Origin of the sequence: Pseudomonas farris, from assembly GCF_019145235.1 — a bacterium.
Classification (GTDB): domain Bacteria; phylum Pseudomonadota; class Gammaproteobacteria; order Pseudomonadales; family Pseudomonadaceae; genus Aquipseudomonas; species Aquipseudomonas farris.
Genome location: NZ_JAHSTV010000022.1, coordinates 1 through 24,729 on the forward strand (window position 1 = coordinate 1; position 24,729 = coordinate 24,729).

The 24,729-nt window shown below is 53.1% G+C and carries 24 protein-coding genes and 1 pseudogene; 12 read left to right on the top strand and 13 right to left on the bottom strand.

All coding sequences use genetic code 11. The annotated features are described in order from the left end of the window. Positions 1-126: 126 nt before the first annotated feature. The 3 genes from KVG95_RS29090 to KVG95_RS30475 all read left to right on the top strand — a co-directional run bounded on the left by KVG95_RS29090 (position 127) and on the right by KVG95_RS30475 (position 3,650). Positions 127-1,557 carry a site-specific integrase gene (locus KVG95_RS29090; RefSeq protein WP_217858890.1) on the top strand — a complete coding sequence of 477 codons (1,431 nt, stop codon included), beginning with the start codon at positions 127-129 and terminating at the stop codon, positions 1,555-1,557. A 441-nt stretch (positions 1,558-1,998) separates the two neighbouring features. Continuing rightward, complete coding sequence (locus KVG95_RS29095) at positions 1,999-3,033, top strand: tyrosine-type recombinase/integrase (RefSeq protein ID WP_217858891.1); 1,035 nt, start codon at positions 1,999-2,001, stop codon at positions 3,031-3,033. Between the two features lie 362 nt (positions 3,034-3,395). Continuing rightward, complete coding sequence (locus KVG95_RS30475; protein ID WP_437180810.1) at positions 3,396-3,650, top strand: DUF7693 family protein; 255 nt, start codon at positions 3,396-3,398, stop codon at positions 3,648-3,650. Here the strand turns inward: KVG95_RS30475 and KVG95_RS29100 are convergent. Both KVG95_RS29100 and KVG95_RS29105 read right to left on the bottom strand, forming a co-directional pair. Next, the gene (locus KVG95_RS29100; protein ID WP_217858892.1) at positions 3,545-5,296 is read right to left on the bottom strand and encodes a UvrD-helicase domain-containing protein; all 1,752 of its coding nucleotides are present in this window, start codon (positions 5,294-5,296) and stop codon (positions 3,545-3,547) included. The genes KVG95_RS30475 and KVG95_RS29100 overlap by 106 nt on opposite strands. Then, positions 5,293-7,197, bottom strand: coding sequence for an ATP-dependent nuclease (locus KVG95_RS29105; protein WP_217858893.1), 1,905 nt, complete (start codon positions 7,195-7,197; stop codon positions 5,293-5,295). The genes KVG95_RS29100 and KVG95_RS29105 overlap by 4 nt, the downstream gene beginning before the upstream one ends. A gap of 345 nt (positions 7,198-7,542) precedes the next feature. Between KVG95_RS29105 and KVG95_RS29110 the strand changes: the two genes are divergently transcribed. Then, a complete protein-coding gene (locus tag KVG95_RS29110) occupies positions 7,543-8,514 on the top strand; it encodes an HNH endonuclease (protein WP_217858894.1) in 972 nt (323 codons plus the stop codon). A 162-nt stretch (positions 8,515-8,676) separates the two neighbouring features. On the opposite strand, the pseudogene KVG95_RS29115 reads toward KVG95_RS29110, so the two are convergent. Both KVG95_RS29115 and KVG95_RS29120 read right to left on the bottom strand, forming a co-directional pair. Next, positions 8,677-8,931: pseudogene (locus KVG95_RS29115) on the bottom strand (IS630 family transposase); the annotation flags it as partial. A gap of 136 nt (positions 8,932-9,067) precedes the next feature. Further along, positions 9,068-10,603 (bottom strand): hypothetical protein, encoded by a 1,536-nt coding sequence (locus tag KVG95_RS29120; protein ID WP_217858895.1) that lies wholly within the window; start codon positions 10,601-10,603, stop codon positions 9,068-9,070. Between the two features lie 410 nt (positions 10,604-11,013). On the opposite strand from KVG95_RS29120, the gene KVG95_RS29125 reads away from it, so the two are divergent. Next, on the top strand, positions 11,014-12,273 hold the full coding sequence (locus tag KVG95_RS29125; protein WP_217858896.1) for a DUF4427 domain-containing protein: 1,260 nt from the start codon (positions 11,014-11,016) through the stop codon (positions 12,271-12,273). 180 nt (positions 12,274-12,453) lie between these two features. Here KVG95_RS29125 and KVG95_RS29130 read toward each other — a convergent pair whose 3' ends face one another. From KVG95_RS29130 to KVG95_RS29145, 4 genes are read right to left on the bottom strand one after another with little or no spacing between them, the layout of a single operon-like run. Next, positions 12,454-12,924 (bottom strand): NUDIX hydrolase, encoded by a 471-nt coding sequence (locus KVG95_RS29130; RefSeq protein WP_217858897.1) that lies wholly within the window; start codon positions 12,922-12,924, stop codon positions 12,454-12,456. A 24-nt stretch (positions 12,925-12,948) separates the two neighbouring features. Further along, complete coding sequence (locus tag KVG95_RS29135; protein ID WP_217858898.1) at positions 12,949-13,599, bottom strand: DUF7002 family protein; 651 nt, start codon at positions 13,597-13,599, stop codon at positions 12,949-12,951. A 3-nt stretch (positions 13,600-13,602) separates the two neighbouring features. Next, positions 13,603-15,282 (bottom strand): adenylosuccinate synthetase, encoded by a 1,680-nt coding sequence (locus KVG95_RS29140; RefSeq protein ID WP_217858899.1) that lies wholly within the window; start codon positions 15,280-15,282, stop codon positions 13,603-13,605. A 3-nt stretch (positions 15,283-15,285) separates the two neighbouring features. Further along, a complete protein-coding gene (locus KVG95_RS29145) occupies positions 15,286-15,825 on the bottom strand; it encodes a P-loop NTPase family protein (protein ID WP_217858900.1) in 540 nt (179 codons plus the stop codon). A 317-nt stretch (positions 15,826-16,142) separates the two neighbouring features. Here KVG95_RS29145 and KVG95_RS29150 point away from each other — a divergent pair, with 317 nt between their 5' ends. Further along, positions 16,143-17,393 carry a hypothetical protein gene (locus KVG95_RS29150; RefSeq protein WP_217858901.1) on the top strand — a complete coding sequence of 417 codons (1,251 nt, stop codon included), beginning with the start codon at positions 16,143-16,145 and terminating at the stop codon, positions 17,391-17,393. Between the two features lie 116 nt (positions 17,394-17,509). After that, positions 17,510-17,737 carry an AbrB/MazE/SpoVT family DNA-binding domain-containing protein gene (locus tag KVG95_RS29155; RefSeq protein ID WP_225923356.1) on the top strand — a complete coding sequence of 76 codons (228 nt, stop codon included), beginning with the start codon at positions 17,510-17,512 and terminating at the stop codon, positions 17,735-17,737. Positions 17,738-17,893: 156 nt separating this feature from the next. Here the strand turns inward: KVG95_RS29155 and KVG95_RS30275 are convergent, their stop codons facing one another. From KVG95_RS30275 to KVG95_RS29170, 3 genes are all read right to left on the bottom strand, one after another. Beyond that, positions 17,894-18,016, bottom strand: a complete 123-nt coding sequence (locus tag KVG95_RS30275; protein ID WP_225923357.1) for an antitoxin Xre/MbcA/ParS toxin-binding domain-containing protein — start codon at positions 18,014-18,016, stop codon at positions 17,894-17,896. Positions 18,017-18,275: 259 nt separating this feature from the next. Then, a complete protein-coding gene (locus KVG95_RS29165; protein ID WP_217858903.1) occupies positions 18,276-18,458 on the bottom strand; it encodes a DUF2934 domain-containing protein in 183 nt (60 codons plus the stop codon). 65 nt (positions 18,459-18,523) lie between these two features. After that, positions 18,524-18,943: a hypothetical protein gene (locus KVG95_RS29170; RefSeq protein ID WP_217858908.1), complete on the bottom strand. Its 420-nt coding sequence runs from the start codon at positions 18,941-18,943 to the stop codon at positions 18,524-18,526. Positions 18,944-19,195: 252 nt separating this feature from the next. Here KVG95_RS29170 and KVG95_RS29175 point away from each other — a divergent pair, with 252 nt between their 5' ends. Then, entirely contained in the window at positions 19,196-19,417 is a 222-nt protein-coding gene (locus tag KVG95_RS29175) for a hypothetical protein (RefSeq protein WP_217858904.1), read from the top strand. A gap of 226 nt (positions 19,418-19,643) precedes the next feature. Here KVG95_RS29175 and KVG95_RS29975 read toward each other — a convergent pair whose 3' ends face one another. Next, positions 19,644-19,934 carry a hypothetical protein gene (locus KVG95_RS29975; protein WP_225923358.1) on the bottom strand — a complete coding sequence of 97 codons (291 nt, stop codon included), beginning with the start codon at positions 19,932-19,934 and terminating at the stop codon, positions 19,644-19,646. Between the two features lie 811 nt (positions 19,935-20,745). On the opposite strand from KVG95_RS29975, the gene KVG95_RS29180 reads away from it, so the two are divergent. Continuing rightward, positions 20,746-20,955, top strand: coding sequence for a hypothetical protein (locus KVG95_RS29180; RefSeq protein WP_192351914.1), 210 nt, complete (start codon positions 20,746-20,748; stop codon positions 20,953-20,955). 177 nt (positions 20,956-21,132) lie between these two features. Here the strand turns inward: KVG95_RS29180 and KVG95_RS29185 are convergent, their stop codons facing one another. Beyond that, positions 21,133-21,348 carry a hypothetical protein gene (locus tag KVG95_RS29185; protein WP_123494975.1) on the bottom strand — a complete coding sequence of 72 codons (216 nt, stop codon included), beginning with the start codon at positions 21,346-21,348 and terminating at the stop codon, positions 21,133-21,135. Positions 21,349-21,546: 198 nt separating this feature from the next. On the opposite strand from KVG95_RS29185, the gene KVG95_RS29190 reads away from it, so the two are divergent. The 3 genes from KVG95_RS29190 (at position 21,547) to KVG95_RS29200 (ending at position 24,474) form a co-directional block, all read left to right on the top strand. Further along, a complete protein-coding gene (locus KVG95_RS29190; RefSeq protein ID WP_217858905.1) occupies positions 21,547-22,896 on the top strand; it encodes a hypothetical protein in 1,350 nt (449 codons plus the stop codon). Between the two features lie 214 nt (positions 22,897-23,110). Further along, positions 23,111-23,905 (top strand): NYN domain-containing protein, encoded by a 795-nt coding sequence (locus tag KVG95_RS29195; RefSeq protein WP_217858906.1) that lies wholly within the window; start codon positions 23,111-23,113, stop codon positions 23,903-23,905. Between the two features lie 83 nt (positions 23,906-23,988). Then, positions 23,989-24,474, top strand: coding sequence for a hypothetical protein (locus KVG95_RS29200; RefSeq protein WP_217858907.1), 486 nt, complete (start codon positions 23,989-23,991; stop codon positions 24,472-24,474). The last annotated feature ends 255 nt before the right edge of the window (positions 24,475-24,729 follow it).

The window sequence follows — 24,729 nt, forward strand, 5'->3', positions numbered from 1 at the left end:
TTAACTACGCTACAAAGACCCAAATAACAAATTTTCTCTTTGAGTCAAGCCTCAGATTTGAAAACATCTATGCAAACCCAACTTCACCTCCTAAAGCATGGAGCGTGATACAAGGGGGCAAAGGAGATGCCTAAGTTCCAGCTTTACAACGCCAACATGGCGCTCGAAATGCCTGGCACGGTTGTTTATTCTCGCAAAAAAGAAGCACCAATTGTTAGAAAAAAGACGATTTCGAATCAAGTCTATATGTTCTGGCCAAACGGCTCACCTTGCACCCTGATTAATATCTGGTTACAGCATGTGACTGTCCAGGCTACCGGCGACTCAGCCGTAACGTTTGCAAGTCACATGACTCACTACGTGCGTTACTGCTTTAACCATGGAGCCCCTTTACTCGCCGTTGACGATACGTTCCTCTTGGGCTTCTCAGCTCATCTATTAGAAGGAAAAAAATTAAAAAAATCTGCCATCACTGGTGCTCGCAGTCCAAACCATGTCGCATATACCATCAGAAGAGTGATAGATTTTTTGATTTGGTATCAAATGAATTATCGACTTGTCTCACAACCTAAGCTCATTGGGGAATTAGGCACTGGTGCTCAAGTGACAATTGAATGGAAGGCCAATAGGCAAGGCCAACCAATTCTGTACCACCCAGCGATTCCAACAGTTCGCCCCCCAGTGGGTGATAAAAAGCCCATGCCTGATAACTTCATAGGCAAGATTAGCGACACAATTTATAGGCTGAAAACCAACCCAAAATACTTGTTCGATGTTACTACGTCTCAACGGGGTGACGACTATATTGCAAAAAACAAATATTTATACAACCGTCGGCTAGCGACCCTTAAAATTTCTAAAATGACCGGCCTTCGCCCTGACGAGCTAAACAGCATCCCCTTAAATTTGAATGAACATCCGCTAGAAAAGAGAACCCTGTACATTCCAACTTTAAAAACAAGACAAGTACCTAGACCTATACGTGAATTCCCCCTATCGCTTGAGGATGCGATTGATAAATCCATATACCTTAAAGCACGTACAGATTTCATAGCATATCTTAACATCGCCCCCTCAAAAGCCACATCCTTCATGCTTGCGCAAAATGGCAAAGCCATAGAGACACGATCCTTAGCACGAGACTTCAGAAGGCTTTGTGAGCTATCCGGCCTTACAGATGTACAAGTCTGCTTATCCATGTTTAGACATCGTTTTATTACTACTCAGATAGCATATGAGATCGCAAAGGAATTAAAGCGAGATATAGCTCAAAAGGATTTGTGGATGGAGGCCGTCCAAAGAAGAATCTTAGCCAAAGTAGCTAAACTTACAGGCCATCGTGATCCGATGTCGCTGAAAAATTATTTCGATGAGGGATTTGCGATAGCCATAGCTAGTTTATCCTCGCCCTCCCCAAAACAGAAAAAAACACTTATACAACAACTTGAAACCAGAATACATGAGTTATCTAGGCACTCCGCCATATATAGCGACCCGCATCTAGCCAAAGGAATTTCTGAGCTAGAACAAATCTTATCAAAACTAAAAACCATATAAATATCTTAACGAGATTCCAAAAATTAAAATCGTTAATTGAGGCTAGGCCACCCTTAGCACTAGGAAACGATCGCAACACCGCTAGTTTACGAACCACCGCTGCAGTGAGGAAAACATCATCATTCCGCACAGGGTGAACTGATCTTGATCCACGTGCATCTTTCATTTTTGCAGATGGAATATGGCGACACGCTTCCAGGTGACAGGCATGGCAGTAATCGTAGGCGATAGAGCCATGATTGCATCCAAAGACATCGGGCGCGACGTTCGCAAGCAGATTTCTAGACAGATACAATTCCTGTGCTAGCGTGAATTAATCGGTTCCTGGATCGAGCGGTCGGTTCGCGAGGGCGGTTTTGCCACAGGATGATTCACCTTTGCTACGCATGCACTTCGACAAAGGTCAGAGGCAGCCGACACTCTGGCGAATTGGAGAATGTCATGCGCATCCCCATCTACACCGCCGATCTTAGTGACAAACGCGGCTTCAAACGCATTGCAAAAAAACTGCAGCGGAATTGGCCCAGTGCCACCCCTCTAACCCTAGCATCCGCCCAAACAATTCTGTCACGAGGCTTAGGCTATCGCGACTACCATGATCTCCAACAATCGGCTGAAGAAGACGATTTACATGCTGCTTCAGCGACTCCGAATGAAGCTCGAGATGGCATCAGTACGTCTATTTTCGCATTTTGCCAAGCAAGCAAAATTACCGGTGTTGATCAGACCGATCTCGAAGGTTTGGTAAAGGTACTCCCCCTCCAAGAGCTCCGTGCATTCCAGGGATTCATTCCAGGGCACCCGGCAGATCTCGCCTCACCAACTGTCCTCGATACCCCCATAGACGCAGGTAGAGAGTTACCAGATTCATCAAATAGAATCAGCGCAGATCATCCAGATCAGCCCACTAATGCAGGCTTGAATCTTAGCCATACATTCACACCCAAAAAACTGATTGATGAGAAGGGCCTGAAGGTTCTCTGGGAGGTGGTGCAGTGCAGAGGCAGTCTTCGGGATCAAAGCTGTGTTGCCATGTTGCTGCAGGGACTACGGCCTCATGATCTCATGCCTGCCAAGCCACACGACTTCTCGTACGTCGACTCGGGAGTCCTAATGCGCGTGCATTACGCTAAATCCCGCTCAACAGAAGGTTTTGCCCTTTTACCCGGTAGCTTTGGACACGTGGTTGGCAGGTATATCCATAAAGCAGCCCTTTCAGAGAATGACTTTCTGTTTCCATCAGAAAAAGACGCAAGGGTTCCCATGAGTTCGCAGCAGATGAGCAGAATCATTGGTTCCTATCTGCGTGAAGCGTTAAATGATCTTGCACAAAGATCTATACACAGGATCCGGCAATCGGTGATCGTCAACATCATGAAGGCGAGTGCTTCATCGGTGTCGGACATAATGGGACATTCCTCACCTAAAACGACGCTTGGTTACATATCGGGTTTGAGGAAGAAACCAAAGAAATAGGGTTTTGTAGGCTCGTCCGAGCTTCATTAGCTTGAAGCTCGGCAGCTAGGCTAGCGTACTCAGGATTTGCTGCATGCCCTTCCCTGCTGGCCGATCTGCCGCATTTCAATGCGAAGAAATGGCATAAAGGTTTATATGACAATCAGCCGAGGGGGCTTGAGCAAACTGTAGAGGCCATGGGCTTGGCCTGGCAGGGTAGCTACCACCGAGGGATAGACGATGCGAGAAATGTGGCTTCCATCGTGAAGGAAATGCTTAGCTAACTGATGAGCCGGGCCCATTGGCCCGAAGGATCGACCTCCCCGTTGACGCCACTTATGCCGCAGCTTAGCTGGCAAGCGATGACCTGAAACCGAAATGAATTGAACACAACCTCTCCTCTCACCGCCCTCGAGGTCTGCCAGGTGCTGACGGACGTCGCGCTTGGCGAACGCATCATTACGCGAAGCTCCATGCAGTCCTGGAGCGAGATCTATCATGGTCTCATGCCCGTGGAGATTGGTGACTGGCATCACGGCAACTCAAAGCCCAACTGGGCCAGCACAGACCGATCCTCTGCTTTGAGCTTTTTCACCGCCCATATCAGTATATGCTGGGGCCTGGAGCTCGCTACATAAGCGAACCTCGCTGCTTCTGAACCGCGATCCCGCAACCAGTCTTGCCAATGGGACTGGTGAACCCCTGGCTGTTGTGACGAAACAACCACGGTGACATCGTGAGTTTCTCCCTTCACCTGGTGAATCGTTTCGTAGCGCAATGTGTCTGGTTTCCCCTGCAACATCTCTTGGCTCACCACTCGCACGGATACAGGCTTATCACCCTGCCCTTTGCGAGCCACAAGGTTCAGGTCTTTCAGGGCGTCCAGCTCCTCCCGTAATTCCGCAGGTACGAAAGGCTGATCCGGGAGCTGTCGGATCGCCAGCTTCGCCGTGCGCACCCAGGCTGACCAGGTCTGATTGGAGTTGCCAGCACCATTGGCGACCATGAATTTCAGGCTTTCATGGATGAATTTCCGCCAGGCGAGCCTGGACTCCATGACAATGGGGCAATAGGGGCCAGACTTGGTGACCTGCAGCTCGAGTTTGTTAACCAGCCACTTTGCAAACGTCCTCAGGCTTTCCTTGATGTCCTTCAGGTTGCCTGTGCTGGCGCTGATGCACGCGACTGCCAGCAGCTCGATGCCTTCGAAGGTCTCACCATTACGTAAACGCTGCAGGGTCGTATGCCCCCGAGCCACCAACACGACCTTGGTATACTCCTGTGTCATCGCGCGAATCGTAGGCAGCAGCTCAGAGGGACAGGTCTCGTATTCGAGGATCTGCGGCTGCAAGGAGACAACATCTGGATTGCCCCTGATTCGGTCACCGCCGAGAATGTTAGCGCATAGATCGACGATGGCCTGCCCGCTCCGCCAGTTCGCGTTGAGCTCATACGGTTCGAATTTCAGCTTGTCCATGAGCCCGGTGACATTCTCCGGGTTCGACTGGCGAAAGCCGTAGATCGACTGGTTCAGATCACCTACGAAATGGAAAGCCATGCCGAACCGCGACAGATGTTCCACGATTCGCAGCTGCTCCGCAGAGAGATCCTGGCATTCGTCCACAATGATTAGAGGAAATCGGTGTGCGATGCGCGAAAAATAAGGGTCGTATTTCTTATCCTTGAACGCCATCAGGGCAAGCATGTCAATGTCCCCAAAGGTGGCAAATCCCCCCTTCCACAATCGCTTCTTGGTGGCGACGAGATCTTGGAAGGTATCCTGATCTATGGCAGCAGCGTTCAGTTGCTTATCAAGACCTCTCTCACCGGTGGAAAATATGAATCTGGTCGTTCCTAGGTCGTAGTCGTATTTGCAGGCGGAGATCCAGCGGTCGCAGATGCTATTTCGAGTGCGATAGATGTCCGCTGCCTTGTCCAGAATCCGAATCCGAAAGTCACCCTCCCTGCCGGGATACCGTGTGATCTCACTGCCGATGCTTGCCACCAGCCGGTTTAGCACGAAGCCGTCGAACGTTGAGATCGCATGGGGCATGCCGATCGGCTCCCCAAGGTATTTATGAACCCTGTTTCTGAGTTCGTCCGTGGCGCTGTTGGAGAACGTCAACACTGCGATGCCCGAGGGTGAGCGAGACCATTCCCGGACGATACTGGCCACCATGGCTGCCACCACTTCCGTCTTCCCGCTGCCCGGGCAGGCCTTGAGGTATACGTGCCGGTCGAGCGGTGCGGCGAGATAGTCCAGCTGCTCCTGGGTGAAGTTCATTGTGGTCTTTCTTCCAGCCCGCAGGCCCACAGGATGCCCAGGCGAATGTACTCTGGGACGACGAAATCAGCTGGGCGCGCCAGGAGCGCGTCCGCGAGCGCTTGAGCGTACAACCCCTTGCCAATCTCTTCGGAGTCGAGCCTGGCGAGCAAAGCGCCAGCAAACGGTGCTTTATCAGCAGAGGACATGGAGGCGAAATCTCGTTTTGCATATTCCCTCAAGTTCCCGGCCACCTTGCCATCCTGTACGGGCCAGAGATCCGCTGCCACATTCAGCATGGTCGTGAGGTTGCCGCCCTCCAGTGCGATGTCGTACTCGAAGGTCTTGTACTTGCCGGCGAACAACCGAGCGAATTGAGACTGATTGATCGGCCCCTGAAGCTCCAATGCCGGGTTGTCTCCCAACCGGCGATCTTCGGCATACGGAAGGAATGGAACTGGTTTTTTCCCGCCCTCTCCATCGTCAATGGTCGAGACAGATTTCGGAGGGTCATTGTCCGTGAGTCCGGCGCACCGGATAGGCACATTATCGCCAGGCTGGGCGCCCGTGACATCGCAGAACAGCTGCATGAAATGCTTGAAATAGATACCGCCAAGGTTGATGACGGACACGCCGTAATCGTCCAAAGAATCCCTGCCCTTCCCTTGAGCATGCAAGACGATCCGAGCCAGCTCGGGGACAACGATTGCCTCGGCAATGCCTTCAACGAGGATCGCGCCTTTTGAGAACAGTAGATTTGACTTGGTGACGTCGAGCCAGCGATCTACAAAGCGCCGGCTCTGCTCGGGAAGCCCTGTTTTTCTCAGAGGAACGGCTGTTGGCGTGCCTTCATTGGAGAGGTGAGTCAGGTGCTCCACAGACACCGCCGCCGAAATCACCGTTGAGTGGGTTGTGATGATGACCTGGATACCTCGAGCTTCTGCCTCCGTTTTGAGGTGTCGCAGCAACCGTAGTTGGAGCTGCGGGTGAAGGTGCGCCTCCGGTTCCTCGATGAGCAGCAGCCGCAGGTAGGTTTCTTCACCACGACCCTCCTCCACCTCGAGGACGAGCTCCGCTAGGATGGATGCGATGTACAAGAGGTTGTTGTACCCCAGGCTGTTCTCCCCCAGTGATCGGAACTGGGTGGGGTCGGCATTGGTGAGGTCGGGGAAGTAAAGCAGCCGCAATCCTTCAACGATACGGGAGAAGCTCACCTCGGAGAATTGGATTAACGTGCCTTGGGACAGATGCATTCCGAGCGCGGCCTTCAGGCTTTCACCGATGCGTTGGTTGGCCAATTTGATGGCAAAGTCGTCGCTCTGGGAAAGCTCGCGGTTGAAGTCGCCAACGCGCTGCTCCAGCGCAGTTTGAGTACCGGCCTTTCTGGCAGCGTCCAACTCTTTCCGACATAGGGCCTTCAGCAGCCTGGCCAGACGTGACTGGCGCCCCTCTCGGAGCTTGCTCTCCGCGTCGCGCAGTGGCGGCAGATAAACACAGTGAATCAGGTCGAGTGTTTCGGGATCTAAGGGCTTGGTGAATTCGTGCCCACCATAAGTGTGATACTTGAAGCGTCCACGTGACTCTTGGTTTTTGGCAATGAAGGTGAGCTTCGCTTCGTCATGGTTCCCGCACCATTCATCAAAGGCAGTGGCATCCTTATCATCCAGGCCGGAGAACGTGGCCTGGATCTGTAGCTCCTCCGAGGCGAAAGCACCTGCCTCAAACCCCTTGTAGAAATCCTGCTCACCGATGATTCGTTTGCCCGACTCCGAGTCATTGAAGAGCTGACGCACCGCGCTGATTACACCGGTCTTGCCCGCCCCGTTTTCGCCCACCAACACGTTCAGCCCGTCGTGAAATTCGATGGTGAAGGGTTCGCCAAAGCACTTGAAACCTCTAACGTCCAACGCACGCAGATACATGAGAAATCCCTTCTGTCTGGAGTCATCCGCTGGCGCGCAGAGGCCGCGCCTAGATGGCGCTAGGTCTCGATGAACGACGCCTGGCTGAATAATGGCAATACGTTACACCGGTTGGCTATCAGGGCCTACCAGCTGATTGGGCTTTAGCAGCCTTGTTGAAGCGTAGAAAAGTGCACTCAAGTCTGCCGTCCGACTGATCTCTTGGGCACATTAGCCCCCTCTACGCGTGATGCCGGCAGACCGGTATCATTCACCATCCTCAAACAGCGCGGTTCAGGTATCGTCGAACCTCCAAAGAACGAGCCTCAGCAGGGTGCTGCTCACTTTTCAGTGGAGCCACGCGGCGTGATCGAAAAATTCATTGAGTTCAACGAAAAGCGAGGCAGAGCGCTGACTGAGCGCTACGTTCTCCACATGTTCAACGTGTTCTCTCCCACCCAGGTGAAACGCAGGCTGGGGCATAAGCAGCCGAAAGTGTGTCGGTATTGCGGGAAAGACGAGAGCTCCACGACCTTCCGCGAAGAGTCGCATGCCATACCCATTTTTCTGGGGAATAAGACGATTATCGATGAGATGGAGTGTGATCAGTGCAATCACCACTTCGGGGATCATCTTGAAAACAGCTTCGCAGCCTATACCCACCCTCACCGGCCATTTCAGCGAATCCGGGGGCGCAACGGCATCCCCAAGTACAAAGCCCGAGACCTAGAGGTTTCGGCTGTCGACCAATCCAACCTGGTCATCTGTGTCGGTGGTGAAGGTGGAATCGATGTCCTGGAGGTCGAGGGCAAGAATCAACTCCGTTTCCAGGTTGTGCGCCAACCCTATTACCCGACCGCCATTCACAAGATGCTCATCAAAATGGCATTGGCCATGATGCCAGATGATGATCACCGCCTTTTCGATTACCTCAAACCTTGGCTTCTGAGCAAAGACCATAAGCCTGGCTTGAGTGGCTCGGTGCCGGTAATCGAATGGGGAATAAGCGGAGGCGTCAATCCGAACAAAATCACCTGTATCGTTGCCAAGGTGAGAGATGCGTTCAAGGACTCGACATATAGGTATCAGTTCATATTTCAGTATGGGAATTTCCAGTACCAGCTTGTGATTCCCCTTCCTGAAGAGTGTGGCCAACAGAAGGACTTCGTCTACGCCCCCGTGTTCCTGCATGATGAGCAGTTCCGATTATTCGGCCCATCCGACTATCAGGAGAAGCACTTCGACTCGCCTGACCGTGTGCATGGAGAAGAGCTCAGTATTTTGCTTCAGTACAGCGACAGATCTTCTGAGGGGTCTGAAGCGAAGGCTGCTGATTAGCTTGCCAGCTCAGAAGCAACGGAGCTTCGCGCGCCGGAGCGGGAACTCATCGGATCGGTGGCGGCTGGTTGAGATAGACTGCGCTATTCGTCAGCGATAAAGCACTTATGGATGGCCAAGAGAACCCGCTATTACGTGTATCCGGCAATCCCGCCGGTATCTTCAACCTGAGGTCATCGCCTCACGGGCTCGCTGTATCTTGTTCAAAATATCCTCTGCCTTTGCATTCCAGACATAGCTGGTTGGCTGCGCATTTCGCAGGGCCAAGAACGTGGTAATCGAGCTCTCCAATTCGCGAACCGAGCTGAAGCTGCCCTGACGTAGATACACTGTGATGTCGCGAAAGAAGTGTTCCACCATGTTCATCCACGAGCTGGAGGCCGGGGTGAAATGCATGTGGAAGCGTGTGTGCTTCTCTTACCTTGATTAGTTGCGTAACTCGTTAGTGTATACGAGTAAAACTTATTGGGCTGAGCAACCTAATGAAGCATCCAAAATCACGATCTCAGGTGGTTCACTTTTCAGGATTGCGCCAGGTGTAAACGCGAGAACCCTAGTTCGGCTTTCTGCGCTTGGCCTTCTTTTCAGCCTTACGCTGGGCGCTCGCCTGAGCTCTCCTTTCGGCTCTATTTCCCGCGAAGCCCGTATCAGCACCAAACTGGCCAAAATCTCGCGGGTATTCAGAGGCGTGAAATGCGTATGGGCGCATTGAGCGTTCCTGCAAAATACCAAGTTCATCGCACTGCTCACGCAGGATGTCGAGCTCTTCTACAGTAGCCGGCTCCGGGAACGCCATGTATAGAACATCCTGCGAAGAGGCCTTGGACGAAAATGGTTCAGACGCCAGCCCGACCGCTTCGATTATGTCGGGATACCTAAGCCTAAGACCGTTGCAATACGTAACGAGGAACTCAGCCCGATCCTCCCTGTAGATCTGGTAATCAACCGCCTGATCGCGGGGTACCACCGTGAACACGTAGTACCGTCCGTCCACCGTCGGGCTCGGCATGATGCGGGTTGACTGACTGCCTAAGGGCACAGGCCGCCGGAGCACCTCGTGAAGCGCGTCCCCCAGCACACGACGCGCAAACCGGCCCTCCATCGCGAGTGCCCTGACCAGCTGTTCCATCTCATCGTTCGAATAGCTCTCGCCATTGATCGCAACGGCCTCATCAGAGCGAATGTATCTGGACTGGAACTCGATAATCTCATCCCAGAAGTAACTGAGACGGTTAGCTTCATTACGGGCGCGCCGTTGCACGCTCGAATCGTAAACCTCCCAATCGCCCTCTGCGAGCACGATCATGTTTGACTCTGGGAAATCACGAGGCAGGGTGTGTTTCCCATCCTGCACGTTGGTCTGGTAAAGCGTGATGAGCTCTTCTTCGCCCGCGACGTTCATATACTCCGCGCTGCTGAGGAAGTGTTCTTTCTCAGAAAAATAGCGCATCAGATCCGGTACCGTGTCTAGCTCTGAAAGGAGCACGTCCAAGGTCAATTCATCAAGCACATGGACAAAGCGCCCCTTCCCCGCCGGCCACCCCACGGTAAATGGCGTTTCGAGGTGCTGCTTCTTGTCAGTCAGCGTCGTGTCGATCATCAAGCTGCAGCTGCTTTGCCCGCGCCAGTGGGCCACCGCCGCATCGCGAGATCCTCGTGTCACGGCGATACGATGGAAGACGGCCTTATCCATGTCAGGCAGACGGTAGGGAAAAGGCACAGCGCACTGCTTGTCCAGGTACAACCGATCGGGATGCTCACGGATGAATTTTTCGGCGCCAATCAGCTGTACCACCGAGCCGTGAACCGCCCGCTTGTACCACCGTCCCCATGAGACCAAGGGGTCTGGGTGCGTGGGGTACTCGCAATGTTTGTCAGAAAAAATAAGGATGTGATCGCCAAAGACAACGAACAGATCGCAGAGCTCCTTGCCATCTCCTGACACCGACTTCTTGCCTTCATCGGTGTGGACGTTTCCATAGCACCAGAGGCTGAGAAATGCCTTACGCGCTAGCTTGCTCAGATAGCGCTCAGACTCGGTTTTGGGCTCAACCTCAATCGCAGCTGCCCACGGTGTTTTTACAGACATGACAGGACTCCAAGCATAGAGAGCTGAACATAGCGCTTCGTTTGCGCTAACACCGCAAGTCGGCAGGAGGGGCATCTGTAACGCGCTATTAGTCCTGCGGTAAACAATCCTCGCCCCAATCGATAACCTCAGTCGTGAGAAAATCCACGAACTCCCCTGATGGCATCGGACTAAGCCCGCTGATCTGCCTTTCTGACCCGAAGCGCGGGTATCAGTGGCTCGACCCGACTCAATACAGTGCGAGTAGCCTCCTGGCTCAGCCACTTAGGCCCCGTGACAATGGGGCCGACCGACATTAGGCGGTGCCGATCGCATGAGAAACTTCACTCAGACTGGGTCTGAAACTGTCATACAGCGACAATGGCACCATGCTACGATTCTGCCACTATAGCATCAGGCAGGGACGCACCATGCTCAACAACATTCGATTTGATCTATCCGACTACCTCATCCATTTTTTCCGGGACGTCGATCAGTGCAGCTCTGAAGGCATCCTCTTCCCGGAGCATGTCCGTTTTAACAACGTTGCAGAGTCCAGCGTGCTGGATTCGCTGTTCCTGATGCGCTGTGCGCTCCGGCACAACAAAATTTTTGCGACCTGGTCATATCGAAACGACAAGCCAACCATCTACGGCAGGTCGCCAGCAGTCTGCTTCACGGACATGCCACTGGCGGCCTTCGTACAGTCCAGCAGCGAACGCTTGGAAAGGGGTGAAAATGTTGGCCGTTACGCCTTCATGATTCCAAAGGCCGCGATGTTCAGCATTGGTGTCCGTCCCGTGATCTATGGCTTAAGTCAGGAGGCCCGGGAGCGCAGAGACGCCCATCCCTTCAGAGTTCTTGAGACAGACGTGCTACCCATTGGTGAGCAGTATCGTTACGTCGCCTACAACATAGGCGATGTCAGAACTATTGACTGGACGCATGAGCGCGAGTGGCGGTGGCGCTACCAAGGTGGCGAATCTCATTTCGAACCAGATGGGGATGGCGACTTGGTCGAGACCCTAGCGGAGATGCCGGGATTAAACCTTGGGAACTCGGCTATCAGTGGAATGGGGGTACTGGTTCAGGATCGTGCGGATGTACCGAAAATCGTTCACGACATCCTGACCTTGGTGGACGCCAACATCATTGATCAGTCGATGATCAGCTTTGTGATACCGCTATGTGAGGTGGAACAGCATGGAAGCATTCAGGATCCGAGCCGAGTTTCCGACCTGATTAATGCGCACTCTATCGACTTGTCAGGCTATTTCTCTATCTCTGAGGAGAAAGTAGAAGAGATCAATAATGAGGTAGATAGCATAATCAGGTTGATCACCACGTCGGGAGGTCATGAACCAAAAGACCGCGATGACGGCTACGGAAAATCCTGGGTCTGGATTCCGGACAACGGTTCGGATCTGGTGAGAGCTCTGCTTGCTGCAGGCCGCCTGATCGTCAGCACCGAAGGCCGCTACCTTCTTGATATCGCCACCTTTGATTCGTTACCGGTAGGTTTCGAGGAACACTACTGCGAGAGGGTTGCCCAGGGTTTAGCCACTGAATTTGAGGTCAATGCCACTTACTTCACCGTTCGGAACAGCCTAAGCTGCAACGGCATACCCTACTACATGGGTTTTGACGACACTGATCATCCTTTCTACAACTGCACCAAAATATGTGATTAGCAGAGAATAGGGTCGGCTTTCGTGAACCAAGTCCCGGCATTGGCGGGGTCTTGGCCTTCGGGCTTCGATCCTCACCCCCTGCGCGCTTCGCTTGCCTTGATGGAGAAGCTAACGTCACCCCCTCACCAGATGCTTAACCAGTGGCGAGGCTGGCAGCTGTGTAGGCGAGGGGATTCATATCTAGTCTGAGCCATCAGGCGCCATGAGTAAGGCTTGGCCAAACAAGATCGGCAGATCAGGCGGCAGAATTTCTTCAGTGCTAGACATTAACTCACTTTCTGACCACCACCTTATTTCACATACGGCGTCGCGCTCCTGTGAGCTCCATCCTGTAGTCGAGCAATACTCGGCACCTGCATTCACCACATAGTAATTTTCAACCGCGAGTACGTGCTCTCCGTCCGGCATTTGCCAGAGGAACTCCTTGCGTGTGATGCTGCAACCGACGGACTGAACGTCGAGACCGGTCTCCTCGTAAAGCTCACGCACTGCCGCCGCCTCAAAAGACTCATCACCTCTCAACCCACCACCAGGCGTGGCCCAGTAACTCATCCCCGCCAAGGCACCGGCCTTGTAGTGGATCTTGAAAAGCAATAGTCGGTGTGAGGGGCTGACAAGTAAAATCCGTGAGGCTGAACGTCGTCGCGGCATAACTCCCCCTTGTATAGATGAGCGCTAGCCAAGGTCTTCCAACACCTCACTGCCCTTCATACGCCGAACTTCCACCACATAGTCAGCGATGTTGGGGACGGAGTAATCGACAACCAGCTCGACAACATTTTTGACCGGTTTGCCCAAAGGCTTCACAGGGTAATCTGCAATTCTACGAAAGATCTCCGTATCGCGACGATGCGGAATTGGCCACGTGTTACCCGAGTTCATATGGCATAGCCATATTTTCTTAGCATAGGCTGGGATGAATGCTGCCGAGTCCAGCGTCAGAACATCGTGTTCGAGCTTGCGGTAATCACGAGCGCCGAGCAGACGATGCAGTCTTTCCTCCTCGACCCAGAAGAAAACCTTGTCGTTGATCAGCTCGTACCACTGTCGGGGCGTTGTCCCATTTGTTAGAGCCTGTAACAACCGCCCCTCAGGCATCGGCTTTTGATCACGAAGCACAATGTTGGAAGGGTGACCTGCCCTCACATCCATTTTCTGATCGCGGTGCTCGCTCTCGAACCGAGCACGGTCGTCACCTTCGACCTTGAGATGATCAAGGACTGCAGTCGTGCTCATCAGCCCATGTGTGCGAATGCTATCCCAGGCTCCACGCTCTGCCATGTGGTAAACCCGAGGGTAAAGCTCAATCAGCTTGTCCAAGTCCATCCATCATCTCCTGCCAGAACGTGCAGTCCAATTACGTCGATCGATCAGTGATCGTAAATCGCTGGCGTCTGGGTCTCGGGAGAACCTGGTGTTTATCAGCGAGACAGGTGCTTGGGAAACGCGCTCCAGTTCTTCCACGAATTTGATCGTGTCCGGGTGGAGCTGCTCGAACCTATGCGCCTTACTGTTCGTGGACTTAAGGTAATCCGCAAATGTCAGAACGATGTCGGTGGGAGCGTTGAGCGCGCACGCTTTTCGGAACTGATCCCACTCGAACCAGCCGACCCGTCTGTTGCGGCGAGTGGTGGACGTCTTCTCAGCAGCGTTTAAAACCTCGGCTTCGAGACCCGCGAATTCGGCAATCTCGTCGAAGGTAGTAGGGAGTTTGAGCGTTCCAGATGTGTGGCCCTGGTCTCCGTCAGGATCACCCACACGAATTGGCATTGGTCGTATGACCATAAGAATTTTGCGGATCCTGCTGGGTGATATCCCTGCCTCCGCTAGGCATCCTGCAACGTTAGTGTCCCTGGAGGTCACATGAGGGTAATCACCATGGAAAATACTCAACCCGCTACCTTGGGTTCCCTCCAACAGAATTGAATGGCCTTTGTGGTAGGCCTCTTCCAACCTGTCCGAAGTGCTGCCATGGTAATTTCCGGGGGTGCCGACATACGGACGCAATACATCCACGTCCCGGGCAAGCCTTATAGTCGATTTACCTCTACTCAAGATTCGGCGAGCAGCGGCAGCCCCACTCCCGCTTCCCGTGGAAGCGATGGTTGAAACCAAATGCCCCCTCTCCGTCTCAATGTCTTCATCTTCAATGATGGTAGCCTGTGGATCGATGAATAGTCGGTCTGAGTCGATTCCGCACTCCTCGATTTCCCTCAAAAGTCCCGGCAATCGGATAGTCATGCCAGGGCCAAGGAGCAGTCGCGCGCTCACGTCACGCGACCCTGAGGGCAGATGATGATAAGTATAAGGGCCTGCGGAACTGGCCACGGTGTGTCCAGCGTTGGGGCCCCCTACACGAACCATGACATCGTATTCTCGTGCGAGGTAGGAAACGATGTTGCCCTTACCCTCGCTTCCGTACTGGCCCCCGATGAGAACGTCCACGCATCTAATTTCGGGCGGTGTGAATAGGTGCAAGCGGGCGGCTACCCGTACCAGGGTATCCTTGGAGTCAGAGCGCTCGGTGTATATACGAACATCTGCATCTTCCTTAAGTGCATTGATCTCCTCCGGGTCTTTGAGTTGATTGACCTGGTCATAAGGCGCAGCGCTGGCTTCACCTTCAACTCTTTTTCTATAGCGTTCCTGAAGCGTGTTATCACTCGCATAAAGGTGGACATGCACCAAATTTGCACCGAAGGTCTCTCGAAACTGCAGTACTTGCGCCAGCGTATCTAGATGATCTACGACCAATGGCCGGTCATCTTGCTCATCCGCGCAAATTTTCTTTGTTTCAGCGAGCATCCAGTGTGCATGCTGGGTGTCGCCCAGCTCTCGTCGTCGATCAATAAACGTTGGCTGATCCATGCTGAGGCTCCACTCGGCATATTGAAGCTCTCGGCGATCACGAACCACAACGAAGTTGAATTCCTTTTCCAATAAATGAGCCAACTCACTTTTGCCACTACAGGTTTTTCCACTGATCACTACAATCTGCCGAGTCTCCATGCGCTACTTCTCCCAGAGTTCCATTATCTGACTTGCGATTTCAGCGGCAGTAAGTGTTCCGGTATCAAAAACCTTGTCTGCCATTCTTCCTAGCAAACGCGCATTTTGCTCATTAGGATGCCCCACGCTTGCCTGATATTCCGCGAGATGACTTGGGCCACGCTCAGCGTACCTCTGCTGTAAAACAGACTCCGCCGCGACAAAGTGCACGTGCATCACGGCATTCCCGAAATTGAGCCTGAACAGCTCCACCTGTCGGGACTTGCGGACAGCATCAAGCAACCAATTGTCTGCATCCGGTCGATCATCAATTGCCGGTTTTGCCACTGATTCTATGAGCCAGGAAAAATTGGTAGCTCTGTCCAAGCTGTCGCCGAATTCCTGAAGATTATGACGGTCAGGTGGCTCGTTCCGGGCAGCTAGCTGTCCTCGCAAAAACGCACCACTGCTGATTGGCAAAAACTCAAAGTACTCCTGTAGCGCTGCAGAAACTGATGTTTTGCCACTGGCCATTGGGCCACTTAACAAAAGTAGTCGCTTCACGTTATGACGAATCCCTGTCTGGAATATTCGATGTCACCCGAAGCGTAGCTTGGTTGGTCAAATTGATACGACTTTTAAGAAAATATCGCAGCAAAACCACTCTTTTAAGTTCACCGTTCAGGAATGCGAACTGTTGCCACACTGAGCCAGAAATCCTGAAGGATCCACTTGACTCTGCAAACAAGCAGCCCACGCTGACGAAGCTACCAGCTTCGTCAGCGTATCGTTGCGGCTTTCACATTCTCCGACTTCAAGCGTTTCAGGGCTAATAGCGAAGCGCTATTCTCCCTGGCTATACCTCTTCGGATTGCATTGCTATGGATGACGCGCTGGTGGTCTTTTCACGGAAAGGCCTCTTCCAAACTCCGATTACGGCTTACGAAATTAAAAGCCGGGAACATTATCGAAAGATGTGGCCCTTGGTCACTACGGACAAACCCCACCGCCTCGTAAGCTGGGTGAGCCCTTGTTTCAATGATGATGGAAAGCTGAAAACACGCAGTTATTTCAGAACGTACACCGGCAAACGCGGCGTTCGAGCCGCGGACTATTTCGACAGCCAGGAAAAAGCTCGACAACGTCATATTGGCGAAAGCGAGGAGCACAGGCGAGCCAAGCAGCTAATAGCCGATGAGCTTCAGCGCCGACTCAACGCAGGGCTGGCCATGCCCTGGTACTACAGGGATGAAACGATCAGCCAGTATCACCTGGCCGGCAATCTCCTGCTCGGGGCTAATGGCGTTACCCAAGAACAGAGCATCAAGACACCGTTTGGCAACTCCTATCGCCTTGATGTGGCGGTGCTCGGCAAGCCCATTCTTCGGCATCCGATGGTGCTGGCGGGCATCGAAATTGAGCTTGGCCACGCATTTGATGGGCGAAAAGCTCTGGCTGGTCGCTCAATGGGCTTTCCACTCATATCCATCGACATCACCGACATGAGTCTGGATCAGCTGACATCACAGTGGGCCCGGCAGGCGCTGACAGCAACGAAGTCCAGCGATGATGAGGGCCGGCGCAAGACGTTCATCTACTTGAATGACCTGCTCTATCCACTTTATGTTCAGTTGCCCTCTACGCTAATCGAGGGGGATGACTTCCGGCACCAGTTCATTGTATTTGCCGCTGATGAGCACCTGGAGCGGGTAAAAGCGACTCTGGCCAAGGTCAGTTCGGCACTCGGGCTTCAGAGCCCTACAGTTCTACTGGGAGTCGTCAACGGCAAAAGCGAGTCAGCAGCCAAGCAAATTGCCAACCTCGGCGACATCGCGGGGCCAGACTGGCGTGAGTTCCACGAGCACCGCTGCCTGACGATTACCTTGGATCGCCCCAGGACACCGCAGGACGTGCCGAGTCACCTCATGCACATTGCCATTGCCGCATTACTGGCTGGCAAAGGCAATGCCTTGGTGGGGTACAAGAACCGCCTCGGTATCATTAACCATCGTCCTGAAGAAGACGTTTGGAATGAGTATCGACGTGGAACTTGGCACCGCACCTTACCCAAACGTCTTGCGGAGCCATTCCAGCGCTACTTGGCAGTGATTGACCAGCTACATAGCCAATAATCTTCATTCCTATCGGCTCTGAGCGGGATGGCGTAAATCGGGGTCATCTCTCCGTCAATCGCACGCAAGGATTGTCGACTCAGAAGCAATGGAGACCACACGTGAGAAAGCCACCTATGAAAATCATGATCGAAGAATGGGATGGTGACGGTGCTATTCGAATCCCTGATGAAGCGTTGCAGGAGTTGGAGCTGGATGTCGGCGACTCTGTGTATCTGATAGAAGAATTTGTCGGCAACACGCGCTGCCTAGTCCTATCAAAAATACCTCAAATCACGGATCGGATAGATGAGCTCACTGAAGCTTGGGATAGCGGACAGCTTGGCAAAGCCGAGGTGAAATAAGGCAGTCGTAATGCGCTTCCTTGAATCAATCATGGCAGGCCGTGGAGTGACTCACCTAGGGCATGTGAGGACTTGGGGTCGAGCCGGGCTTAAGCCCGAAGGAGCGATAGCCGTAGTAGCTTTTACTTCACAGCCTAACAAGGCGCCTATCGAATCTCACACAAGAACCACCCTCTGCAGTCGACCGATAAGTTCGAGCACAGCGTTCCTCTCCACCCTCGTCCTCAGCATCTTCAGTGGACGCTTTGAACCGAGCCCTCGAGCTGGCGAGCTCATCATTCTGTTGCAGCGGCGACGTTGTCCTCGAACAGGAACAATGCTTGCTCAAAGACAGCAATCAATGCGGCTAAGCGGTCGCTTTCAACGGTGCTGAAGCGTCCCGTTTTTTGCCCTACGTGCTCGTGGGCGGGTGACCTGTTTGTGCGTTAGCGGGAACAGTCAAATTGCCACTCTTTTGGAGCGTCATAGACGCCATCACCAACAGCGGAATCGCCCGAGGTAAAACGTATCGGAAGCGGAGTAAAGAACCCCGTAGTCATCAGCGATCAACGCGGCTGGCTTCGCCTTTTGCCGGCCACTCATCATCAGTAGCTTGACGTGTGGCCTCTGCCTCAAGCTGTTCTTGCGCAAGTTGCCAATAAAACTCTTCAGATCCTTCCCGACGACCATCTTTTTCCCACAACTCATAAGCTCTTTCTCGGATTTTCGAATCGTCAATCATTGTCATTCCTCTCTGAGTCGCTACTTGATCCTGGTTCTTAAACTAGCTTATCCAAAGGTGTGTGCTTATGGCTCATCCTCAGCTTTGGCCAGCAGAGCGTCATCCGCGAGAGGTTCAAGCAGCGCCTCGGCAATCTCGCCAAGCTTGCCCAACGGGTGATCACAATCGCCCAGCAGTTCTGCTGTAGCAGTCTTGTCGGCATGTCCTCGCTCGGCGGTGATGATCAGCCAGCCCAGCGCTGAGGAATGCACCTCGTTATCGGCAAGACGATTGTTCACGTACTCATCCACTGCGAGGGCGAACTCCTCAGCAGTCACGCCTTGTTGAGGACGCATGCGACGTTGGAACGACACGCTGTTGCCGCGCAGAAGTTCTTCCGCTGCGTTGTAGAGCCAGTCCGCCCGAGCGGCGTCCTGCGGGCTTTCGCTCACTAGAGGGGGATGATGACGCTCATGTTTTAATGGGGAAAAATGTGTTGTGTTCATGATCGTCTCCAGAGCAAGTACGAAGGTTGTGGCGCTTGGCTTTACTGCCGAGGAATTGAACACCTTTTATCCATATTGACCGCAGTCGTTGCGGCAGAGTCCATCGGCGATGCGCCCTTACGTCAGTCGAATAGGGCTGCCAAATCACGATGCATAAAGACTATCCAAGCACCTTTTACTGATTGTCCTCTCCGTCGAACTTCATAGATTCCATGGAGATCTACCGAAGCACACACCTAATGGTCTTTTGTGATGAACGACATTCGCAAAACCCAAGCACTGGCAACGTGGGAAAAACTATTTAGCCATCCTGAGATCCGGATGGACGCAGAGGAGCAGTACGAGGCACTGCTGCATCTCGCGGATGAATTTGAAGATCAGGGTTTTATCAGTTCACAAGAACGAGGAAGGCTCATCGAGAAGGCAACGGCCCTCTACGCACGATCTATCGAGGGTATAGGCGAAGGCACCTAGCGCTCGCCTAAATGAACTCCCCTGCCCCGACAAAAGGCTCGAAATAATTCGAACGTCAAATGCGGCCAGGACTGATGAGGCGCCGGACTGAACGGTGCAAACGGAATTTGCCACTACGTCCTAGATCTTGGGGGTACAAGAAAGCAGCTTGGGTTAAGGATGATGGGGGTCGTCACTTGACGCCTGATCAGATGACCAGGTGCCTACCAAGCTGCTGTTATGAGAGCTACGCTACATTCCTTTCTGTCTGTTTGAGACTAATCGCGAGCCGCCTTGCACACCCTACGCCCCAAGCTAAAGCACGAGTCATTGATTCACCCGGTCTGGAATCAAATGCCTCCTCATGCAAAGCCATACCGCTCGCCGCATACACTCCGATGAACATTTGGGTGTTTCCCGAGGGCGATAGCCTCACTTGGACATCAATGAACGTGCCATCGTCTAACGTCTCATCGTGTGTCCGATGGTGAAGTGCTGGATCAGCCCATTGCCAAAACACATCCCCACGAATTCGCATTCCGCATCCTCCTACGACTTTAGTCTTAGTTATCGGAAAATTCACCATAGCGCAGCGAAGCGGTGACGCAACGGGTTGCGTCAAGATTGAATGATAAATCGGATAATTGGCCATGATTCCTGTACGCGGTCAGAAATGCTGTACAGGTTATCCGCTCTTCTTTTCTAAGGTCGAGGCCATGAGAGATGTATGCCACAAACTTCTGGCATTAGGATCGATGGGCAGCGTCAGTACCTCCATCAGAAAAATCTAAAGCTTAGCCTGGCCCTGCTGGCCCGAAGCATCGACTATAGGAAAAATGGCTCAACACGGCACCTGCTGTTTTGCCGTCGTTCCTGCGATGAGAAGCACGGTGCAGCGTCATAAATTGTCTCAGCTTAAGCTCGTCCCGTTCTTGAAACCGTCTCCTTTTGCCGGTACTTGTAGGACACCGATCTCATGCAGGCAAAGCAATCATGTAAGCAAGATTCAGAGTGATTGAGACCACCACACTGGACGATGGCAGTAAGCGATACAGGGTCGTTGATCTTGTAGAGGGAGGTTCAGCCAGCAAGCATGGAGTCTTCAAGGTTAGGACAGAGGCAGACGCCGTTTGCTCGACATTGAATGCTGAACATCCGAGGCAGTTGGGAGTGCGTGATGTTGCACTGAGTAGCACCTACTGAGCCGGTGCGGTATCTCACTCGATACTATGCGGAGGCTGCTTGAGGAGCTGGTTTCTATTATGGAAGCGGTGACCTCAGACGCCAGGCAGCTTGAATCGGAATAGCACCCGCCTGCTACGCTGTCCTTTTTCCATGGAGGAATCGCGATGCCAAACTCAGATCTGCTCCCCTCCCTACTATTCAAGATCAACGAAAACCAGCAGGCCCTTGAGGCTGCCATCATGGAACTGACACTCTGGGTCGAGCAGCGTGGATCGGGTGAGGTCGGAGGCAATGTACGCGGTGCGCTGGATACGATCAGAACAAATGAAGAGTTCATCAACATGACGCTTGCGGTGCTCATGGCACCCGAGTGATCTGTTCGACCACCACTGTGAATGATGCTAGGCACTCCAGAAGATAAATCGGTCGAGGCTCAACTGAGGTCTTAGTGCTTCAAGTAGGGTCGAGATGAAGCGTCCTCTGGATAAAGCTGTCATCGCGCCACCCAATGCCTGGCTTAAACGAGCGAGCTTAAAAGTGGTGGACGCGAGTCATGCGAGCTTGATGGCTCCGCCTTGGATATCGTCCCGTGCCATTCGCAAGTCATTGGCGTCTTGGTTGAGCCGATGAATGAGGTTGAGCAATCGTTGGCGTAACACCTCGTCTTGGAGCTGCTCAGTAGCACGCATCACATCAAGCGCCGCTGCCTCATTGTTGGTGGCAACGGCGTCGAGCAGTTTGCGCATGCTTCTTGATGGTCGATTCATCTCCAACTCCCTGGATTTCAGTGACGCGAATCATATGGCCGGAATGTTTCGCCAGTATTTCAGCTGCACGAACTGGTTTTGAATCACCGCTCAAGCTGGTTTGACGCTAGCTGAAGGGGCGCCCCCCCCGCGCAATTGACCAGCATATGGCCATCACCTAGTCTGAAGTGCTGGGTTTAGTTCCTTTCAAGGACGAACATGATCAATTTCAAATGCGATGAGTGCAGCAAGCCGATTCAGGTCTCTAAAGAGATGGCCGGCAAGCAAGGCAAATGTCCACATTGCGCATCGCCGTTGATAGTGCCGGCCCCACTGGTTTTCGATATCGACGAGACGGATGTCCCGGATGGTAAGCAGATTACCTGGGTTGAAGGCCTGGCGAAGGTCGATGTTCCGATGCAGCCGGCAGGCCCTAAACCTGTGCCATTGGTTGATAAGGCCAAGTCGTTCATTGGCACATTGCTCTACTGGATCTTCGGTCTGCATTTCGCTGCCTGGACGCTGGCGGTCATCCTCCAGGCTCCGGTGGCTGCCATTCCACTACTGATTGCGACCGTTTTGTTGCTGCCACCGTTATGCAACATGCTCATGGCGAAGTTTCAGTTTGATCTCCAGCCCTCTGTTCGTGTGATCGGCGCCGTTGTGCTCGGAGTCGCAGGGATGCTCCTGTTCTCCAATCACCTGAGGGATGAAATCACCGCAGAAAATAAGGCGGCGGAGTCGGCAGCGGCTCAAAAGAAGGTCGAGCAGAAGAAGGTGGATACGGACTATTTGGTTGCAAACAAGCCAGCCATCACTACCCAGTTTCAGCAGTTGCTGGATGCAAAGAAGATCATTGAAGCCAGGAATCTGCTGCAAAAGTACAAGGGCCTGGGTGATACCGACGTGGACGCCATGTTCGCTAAAGTCGATGCAAAGGTTAAGGACATCGCCAGAGACGAGCAGACCGCCTCTCTAAAGGCCAAGCTCGCGCAACTGGGCAAGGACGACTACGCCGGCCAGGAGACGACCTACAAGGCCCTGCTGGCGCTCTACCCAGGCAACAAGGAGTACACGGACAAACTCGCGGCGGCTTCTCATGAGATCAAGAAGGCCAGTGAGTTTCAGCAGCGTAGGATAGGCGGAGAAGCTTGGGATTATGAGACCACGCAGGACTCAATGAGCCAGAAGCCGGTCACGACGGCCTTCATTAAGTCGACCAACAGATTGTCGTTCGACTTCCCTTACCGCGGAGCGCAACAGGCCATGCTCCAACTGCGCAAGCACCCGCGTTGGGGTCAGGACGTGATTCTGCACATCCAAAAAGGCCAGTTCCTCTGCAATTCATACGACGGTTGCGATGTGTCGGTGCGTTTCGGGAACGGAAAGCCTAAGCGGTTTTCTGCGGGCGAGCCGAGCGACAACGACAGCACCTACATCTTCATCAGGGGCTATAACAGCTTTGTCAGCGAGCTGCGTAAGGTCGACAAGGTCTACATCGAGGCTCAGTTCTACCAGGAAGGCGCTCAGACGATGGAGTTTGCGGTGGATGGCTTGGACTGGAAGTAAGTTTAAGAGCTGTAGGCGCTTACGCTTTTCAATGACTTGCGACAGCTTGGATTACTGCGAGGATTACAGGTCACCCAAGGGACGAGTTGGAACACTTTAAATCTGGCAGCTACGGCGCTAATCCGGGCCCTTAGTGGGTGGGAATACGAGCGACCGAAGCCAAGATCAACCCCTCGTTTACAGGTATGGTTACGCTTTCACTCAAGGATGAACCATGGCCACGCATACCTCCAATAACGCTCAGAAGCGCCTCGCAGTGTTGATCGACGCCGACAATGCCCCGGCAGCAATCGTCGAAGGCCTGTTTGAAGAAATTGCTAAGTACGGCGTCGCCAGCGTCAAGCGCAGCTACGGCGACTGGACTGGCCCCCATCTCGGCGGCTGGAAGAAAGTCCTGCTCGATCACTCGATTCAGCCCATCCAGCAATTCGCCTACACCAAAGGCAAAAATGCCACCGATAGCTCGCTTATCATCGATGCCATGGACTTGCTATACACCCGCCGCTTTGACGGATTTTGCTTGGTATCGAGCGACAGCGATTTCACTCGATTGGCTTCTCGATTACGTGAAGAGGGTTTGACCGTTTACGGGTTCGGCGAAGAGAAAACACCCAAGCCGTTCGTGGCCGCATGCGACAAATTCATTTACATCGAGTTACTCCGTGAAGATGTCGTTGCGCCTACCAATGGTGAGCCTAGTACGGCTTCCGTTGCGCCCCCTGATGTGGCCAAACCAGCAGTTGCTGAGCCTTCCAAAAAGCCTAAAGCACCGGTGGGCTTTATCGCCAAGATCATGGACGACATTGCTGACGAGGATGGCTGGGCACATTTAGGCGCGCTGGGCGCGAATATTACGAAACTACGTCCGGATTTTGACCCACGCACTCATGGCTACAAAAAACTGAGCGACCTCATCAAAGGCTACCCGCAGTCGTTTGAGCTGCAGGCCAGAGGCACATCAGGTGGCACGGCAGTGATGTACGCTCGTCACAAGCAGCCAAGCAAATGACAGACATACCTCCTGGTGGACGCCAACTGTCCGTGACCGGCAAGCTTTACGGTCACTCTGGCCCGCCGTGCTAAGTTGATCCAATGAGCCAACCCTTGTTCGACCTTGACCTCAAGCGTGTCTCTCGTGAGCACTACATCACCGGGCAAGCCGCAATCAATTTTCCAGCCACTGGAGGCACGACGGGTGGATGGCAGTTCCTGTCGTACTTTGATCGAGAGTCAGGCATTGCCAAGGTCTCGTTGGCAGGTATCCATTACCCGGATACCACAGGTTTTTTTGGTGCAACGGGGATCTTCGATAGCACTGACCTGCTCGCTCGGCACGGACGGGCTTCAGAAGAGCGGCCTCTGTTCATGGCAGATCACTACCGAGCCGCAGCGGACATGATAATCAGATGGGCACTAAGCGAGTCCCTGTACTGCAATGTCGAGGTCAACGAGTGGTTTCCCGCAGAGATGGACAGGCAACGGTTGCTCGACCTCCTAGAGGTTGGGAGACCAAAGCTTTGTATGCTGAGTAAGCAAAAAAAGGTGGACGCCTGGCTGCTGTCGCAGTCTCGTTATTAGTTGGGGGATGCGGACTCAAGACAGTGCTCCGAACTTCTGAAAGCATTACGTCGAGCCGGGTCTTGCCCGAAGGAGCGATAACAAACGAAAGCAGTCCTCGATCTTATCGGTCGACTGGAGAGGGGAGTGCTCGCTTAAGCTTTGTCACGCGTGTCACCCAGCGACAGCACCTGACGTTGATCATCTTCTAAAGTATCCGTCCGGCCAAGTCATCTACCCACCCCTGCAAAGCCAAGACATGGTGTGCACTTAAAT

Excerpts from the sequence above, each read along its gene's own strand:
- KVG95_RS29150 (WP_217858901.1), top strand. The coding sequence starts at position 16,143 with ATGGATGACGCGCTGGTGGTCTTTTCACGGAAAGGCCTCTTCCAAACT.
- KVG95_RS29180 (WP_192351914.1), top strand. The coding sequence starts at position 20,746 with ATGCCAAACTCAGATCTGCTCCCCTCCCTACTATTCAAGATCAACGAA.
- KVG95_RS29170 (WP_217858908.1), bottom strand. The coding sequence starts at position 18,943 with ATGAACACAACACATTTTTCCCCATTAAAACATGAGCGTCATCATCCC.
- KVG95_RS29175 (WP_217858904.1), top strand. The coding sequence starts at position 19,196 with ATGAACGACATTCGCAAAACCCAAGCACTGGCAACGTGGGAAAAACTA.
- KVG95_RS29140 (WP_217858899.1), bottom strand. The coding sequence starts at position 15,282 with ATGGAGACTCGGCAGATTGTAGTGATCAGTGGAAAAACCTGTAGTGGC.
- KVG95_RS29095 (WP_217858891.1), top strand. The coding sequence starts at position 1,999 with ATGCGCATCCCCATCTACACCGCCGATCTTAGTGACAAACGCGGCTTC.
- KVG95_RS29135 (WP_217858898.1), bottom strand. The coding sequence starts at position 13,599 with ATGGACTTGGACAAGCTGATTGAGCTTTACCCTCGGGTTTACCACATG.
- KVG95_RS29105 (WP_217858893.1), bottom strand. The coding sequence starts at position 7,197 with ATGTATCTGCGTGCGTTGGACGTTAGAGGTTTCAAGTGCTTTGGCGAA.
- KVG95_RS29090 (WP_217858890.1), top strand. The coding sequence starts at position 127 with ATGCCTAAGTTCCAGCTTTACAACGCCAACATGGCGCTCGAAATGCCT.
- KVG95_RS30275 (WP_225923357.1), bottom strand. The coding sequence starts at position 18,016 with ATGATGAGCTCGCCAGCTCGAGGGCTCGGTTCAAAGCGTCCACTGAAG.
- KVG95_RS29190 (WP_217858905.1), top strand. The coding sequence starts at position 21,547 with ATGATCAATTTCAAATGCGATGAGTGCAGCAAGCCGATTCAGGTCTCT.
- KVG95_RS29100 (WP_217858892.1), bottom strand. The coding sequence starts at position 5,296 with ATGAACTTCACCCAGGAGCAGCTGGACTATCTCGCCGCACCGCTCGAC.
- KVG95_RS29200 (WP_217858907.1), top strand. The coding sequence starts at position 23,989 with ATGAGCCAACCCTTGTTCGACCTTGACCTCAAGCGTGTCTCTCGTGAG.
- KVG95_RS29130 (WP_217858897.1), bottom strand. The coding sequence starts at position 12,924 with ATGCCGCGACGACGTTCAGCCTCACGGATTTTACTTGTCAGCCCCTCA.
- KVG95_RS29120 (WP_217858895.1), bottom strand. The coding sequence starts at position 10,603 with ATGTCTGTAAAAACACCGTGGGCAGCTGCGATTGAGGTTGAGCCCAAA.
- KVG95_RS29975 (WP_225923358.1), bottom strand. The coding sequence starts at position 19,934 with ATGCGAATTCGTGGGGATGTGTTTTGGCAATGGGCTGATCCAGCACTT.
- KVG95_RS29125 (WP_217858896.1), top strand. The coding sequence starts at position 11,014 with ATGCTCAACAACATTCGATTTGATCTATCCGACTACCTCATCCATTTT.
- KVG95_RS29195 (WP_217858906.1), top strand. The coding sequence starts at position 23,111 with ATGGCCACGCATACCTCCAATAACGCTCAGAAGCGCCTCGCAGTGTTG.
- KVG95_RS29165 (WP_217858903.1), bottom strand. The coding sequence starts at position 18,458 with ATGATTGACGATTCGAAAATCCGAGAAAGAGCTTATGAGTTGTGGGAA.
- KVG95_RS29185 (WP_123494975.1), bottom strand. The coding sequence starts at position 21,348 with ATGAATCGACCATCAAGAAGCATGCGCAAACTGCTCGACGCCGTTGCC.
- KVG95_RS29155 (WP_225923356.1), top strand. The coding sequence starts at position 17,510 with ATGAAAATCATGATCGAAGAATGGGATGGTGACGGTGCTATTCGAATC.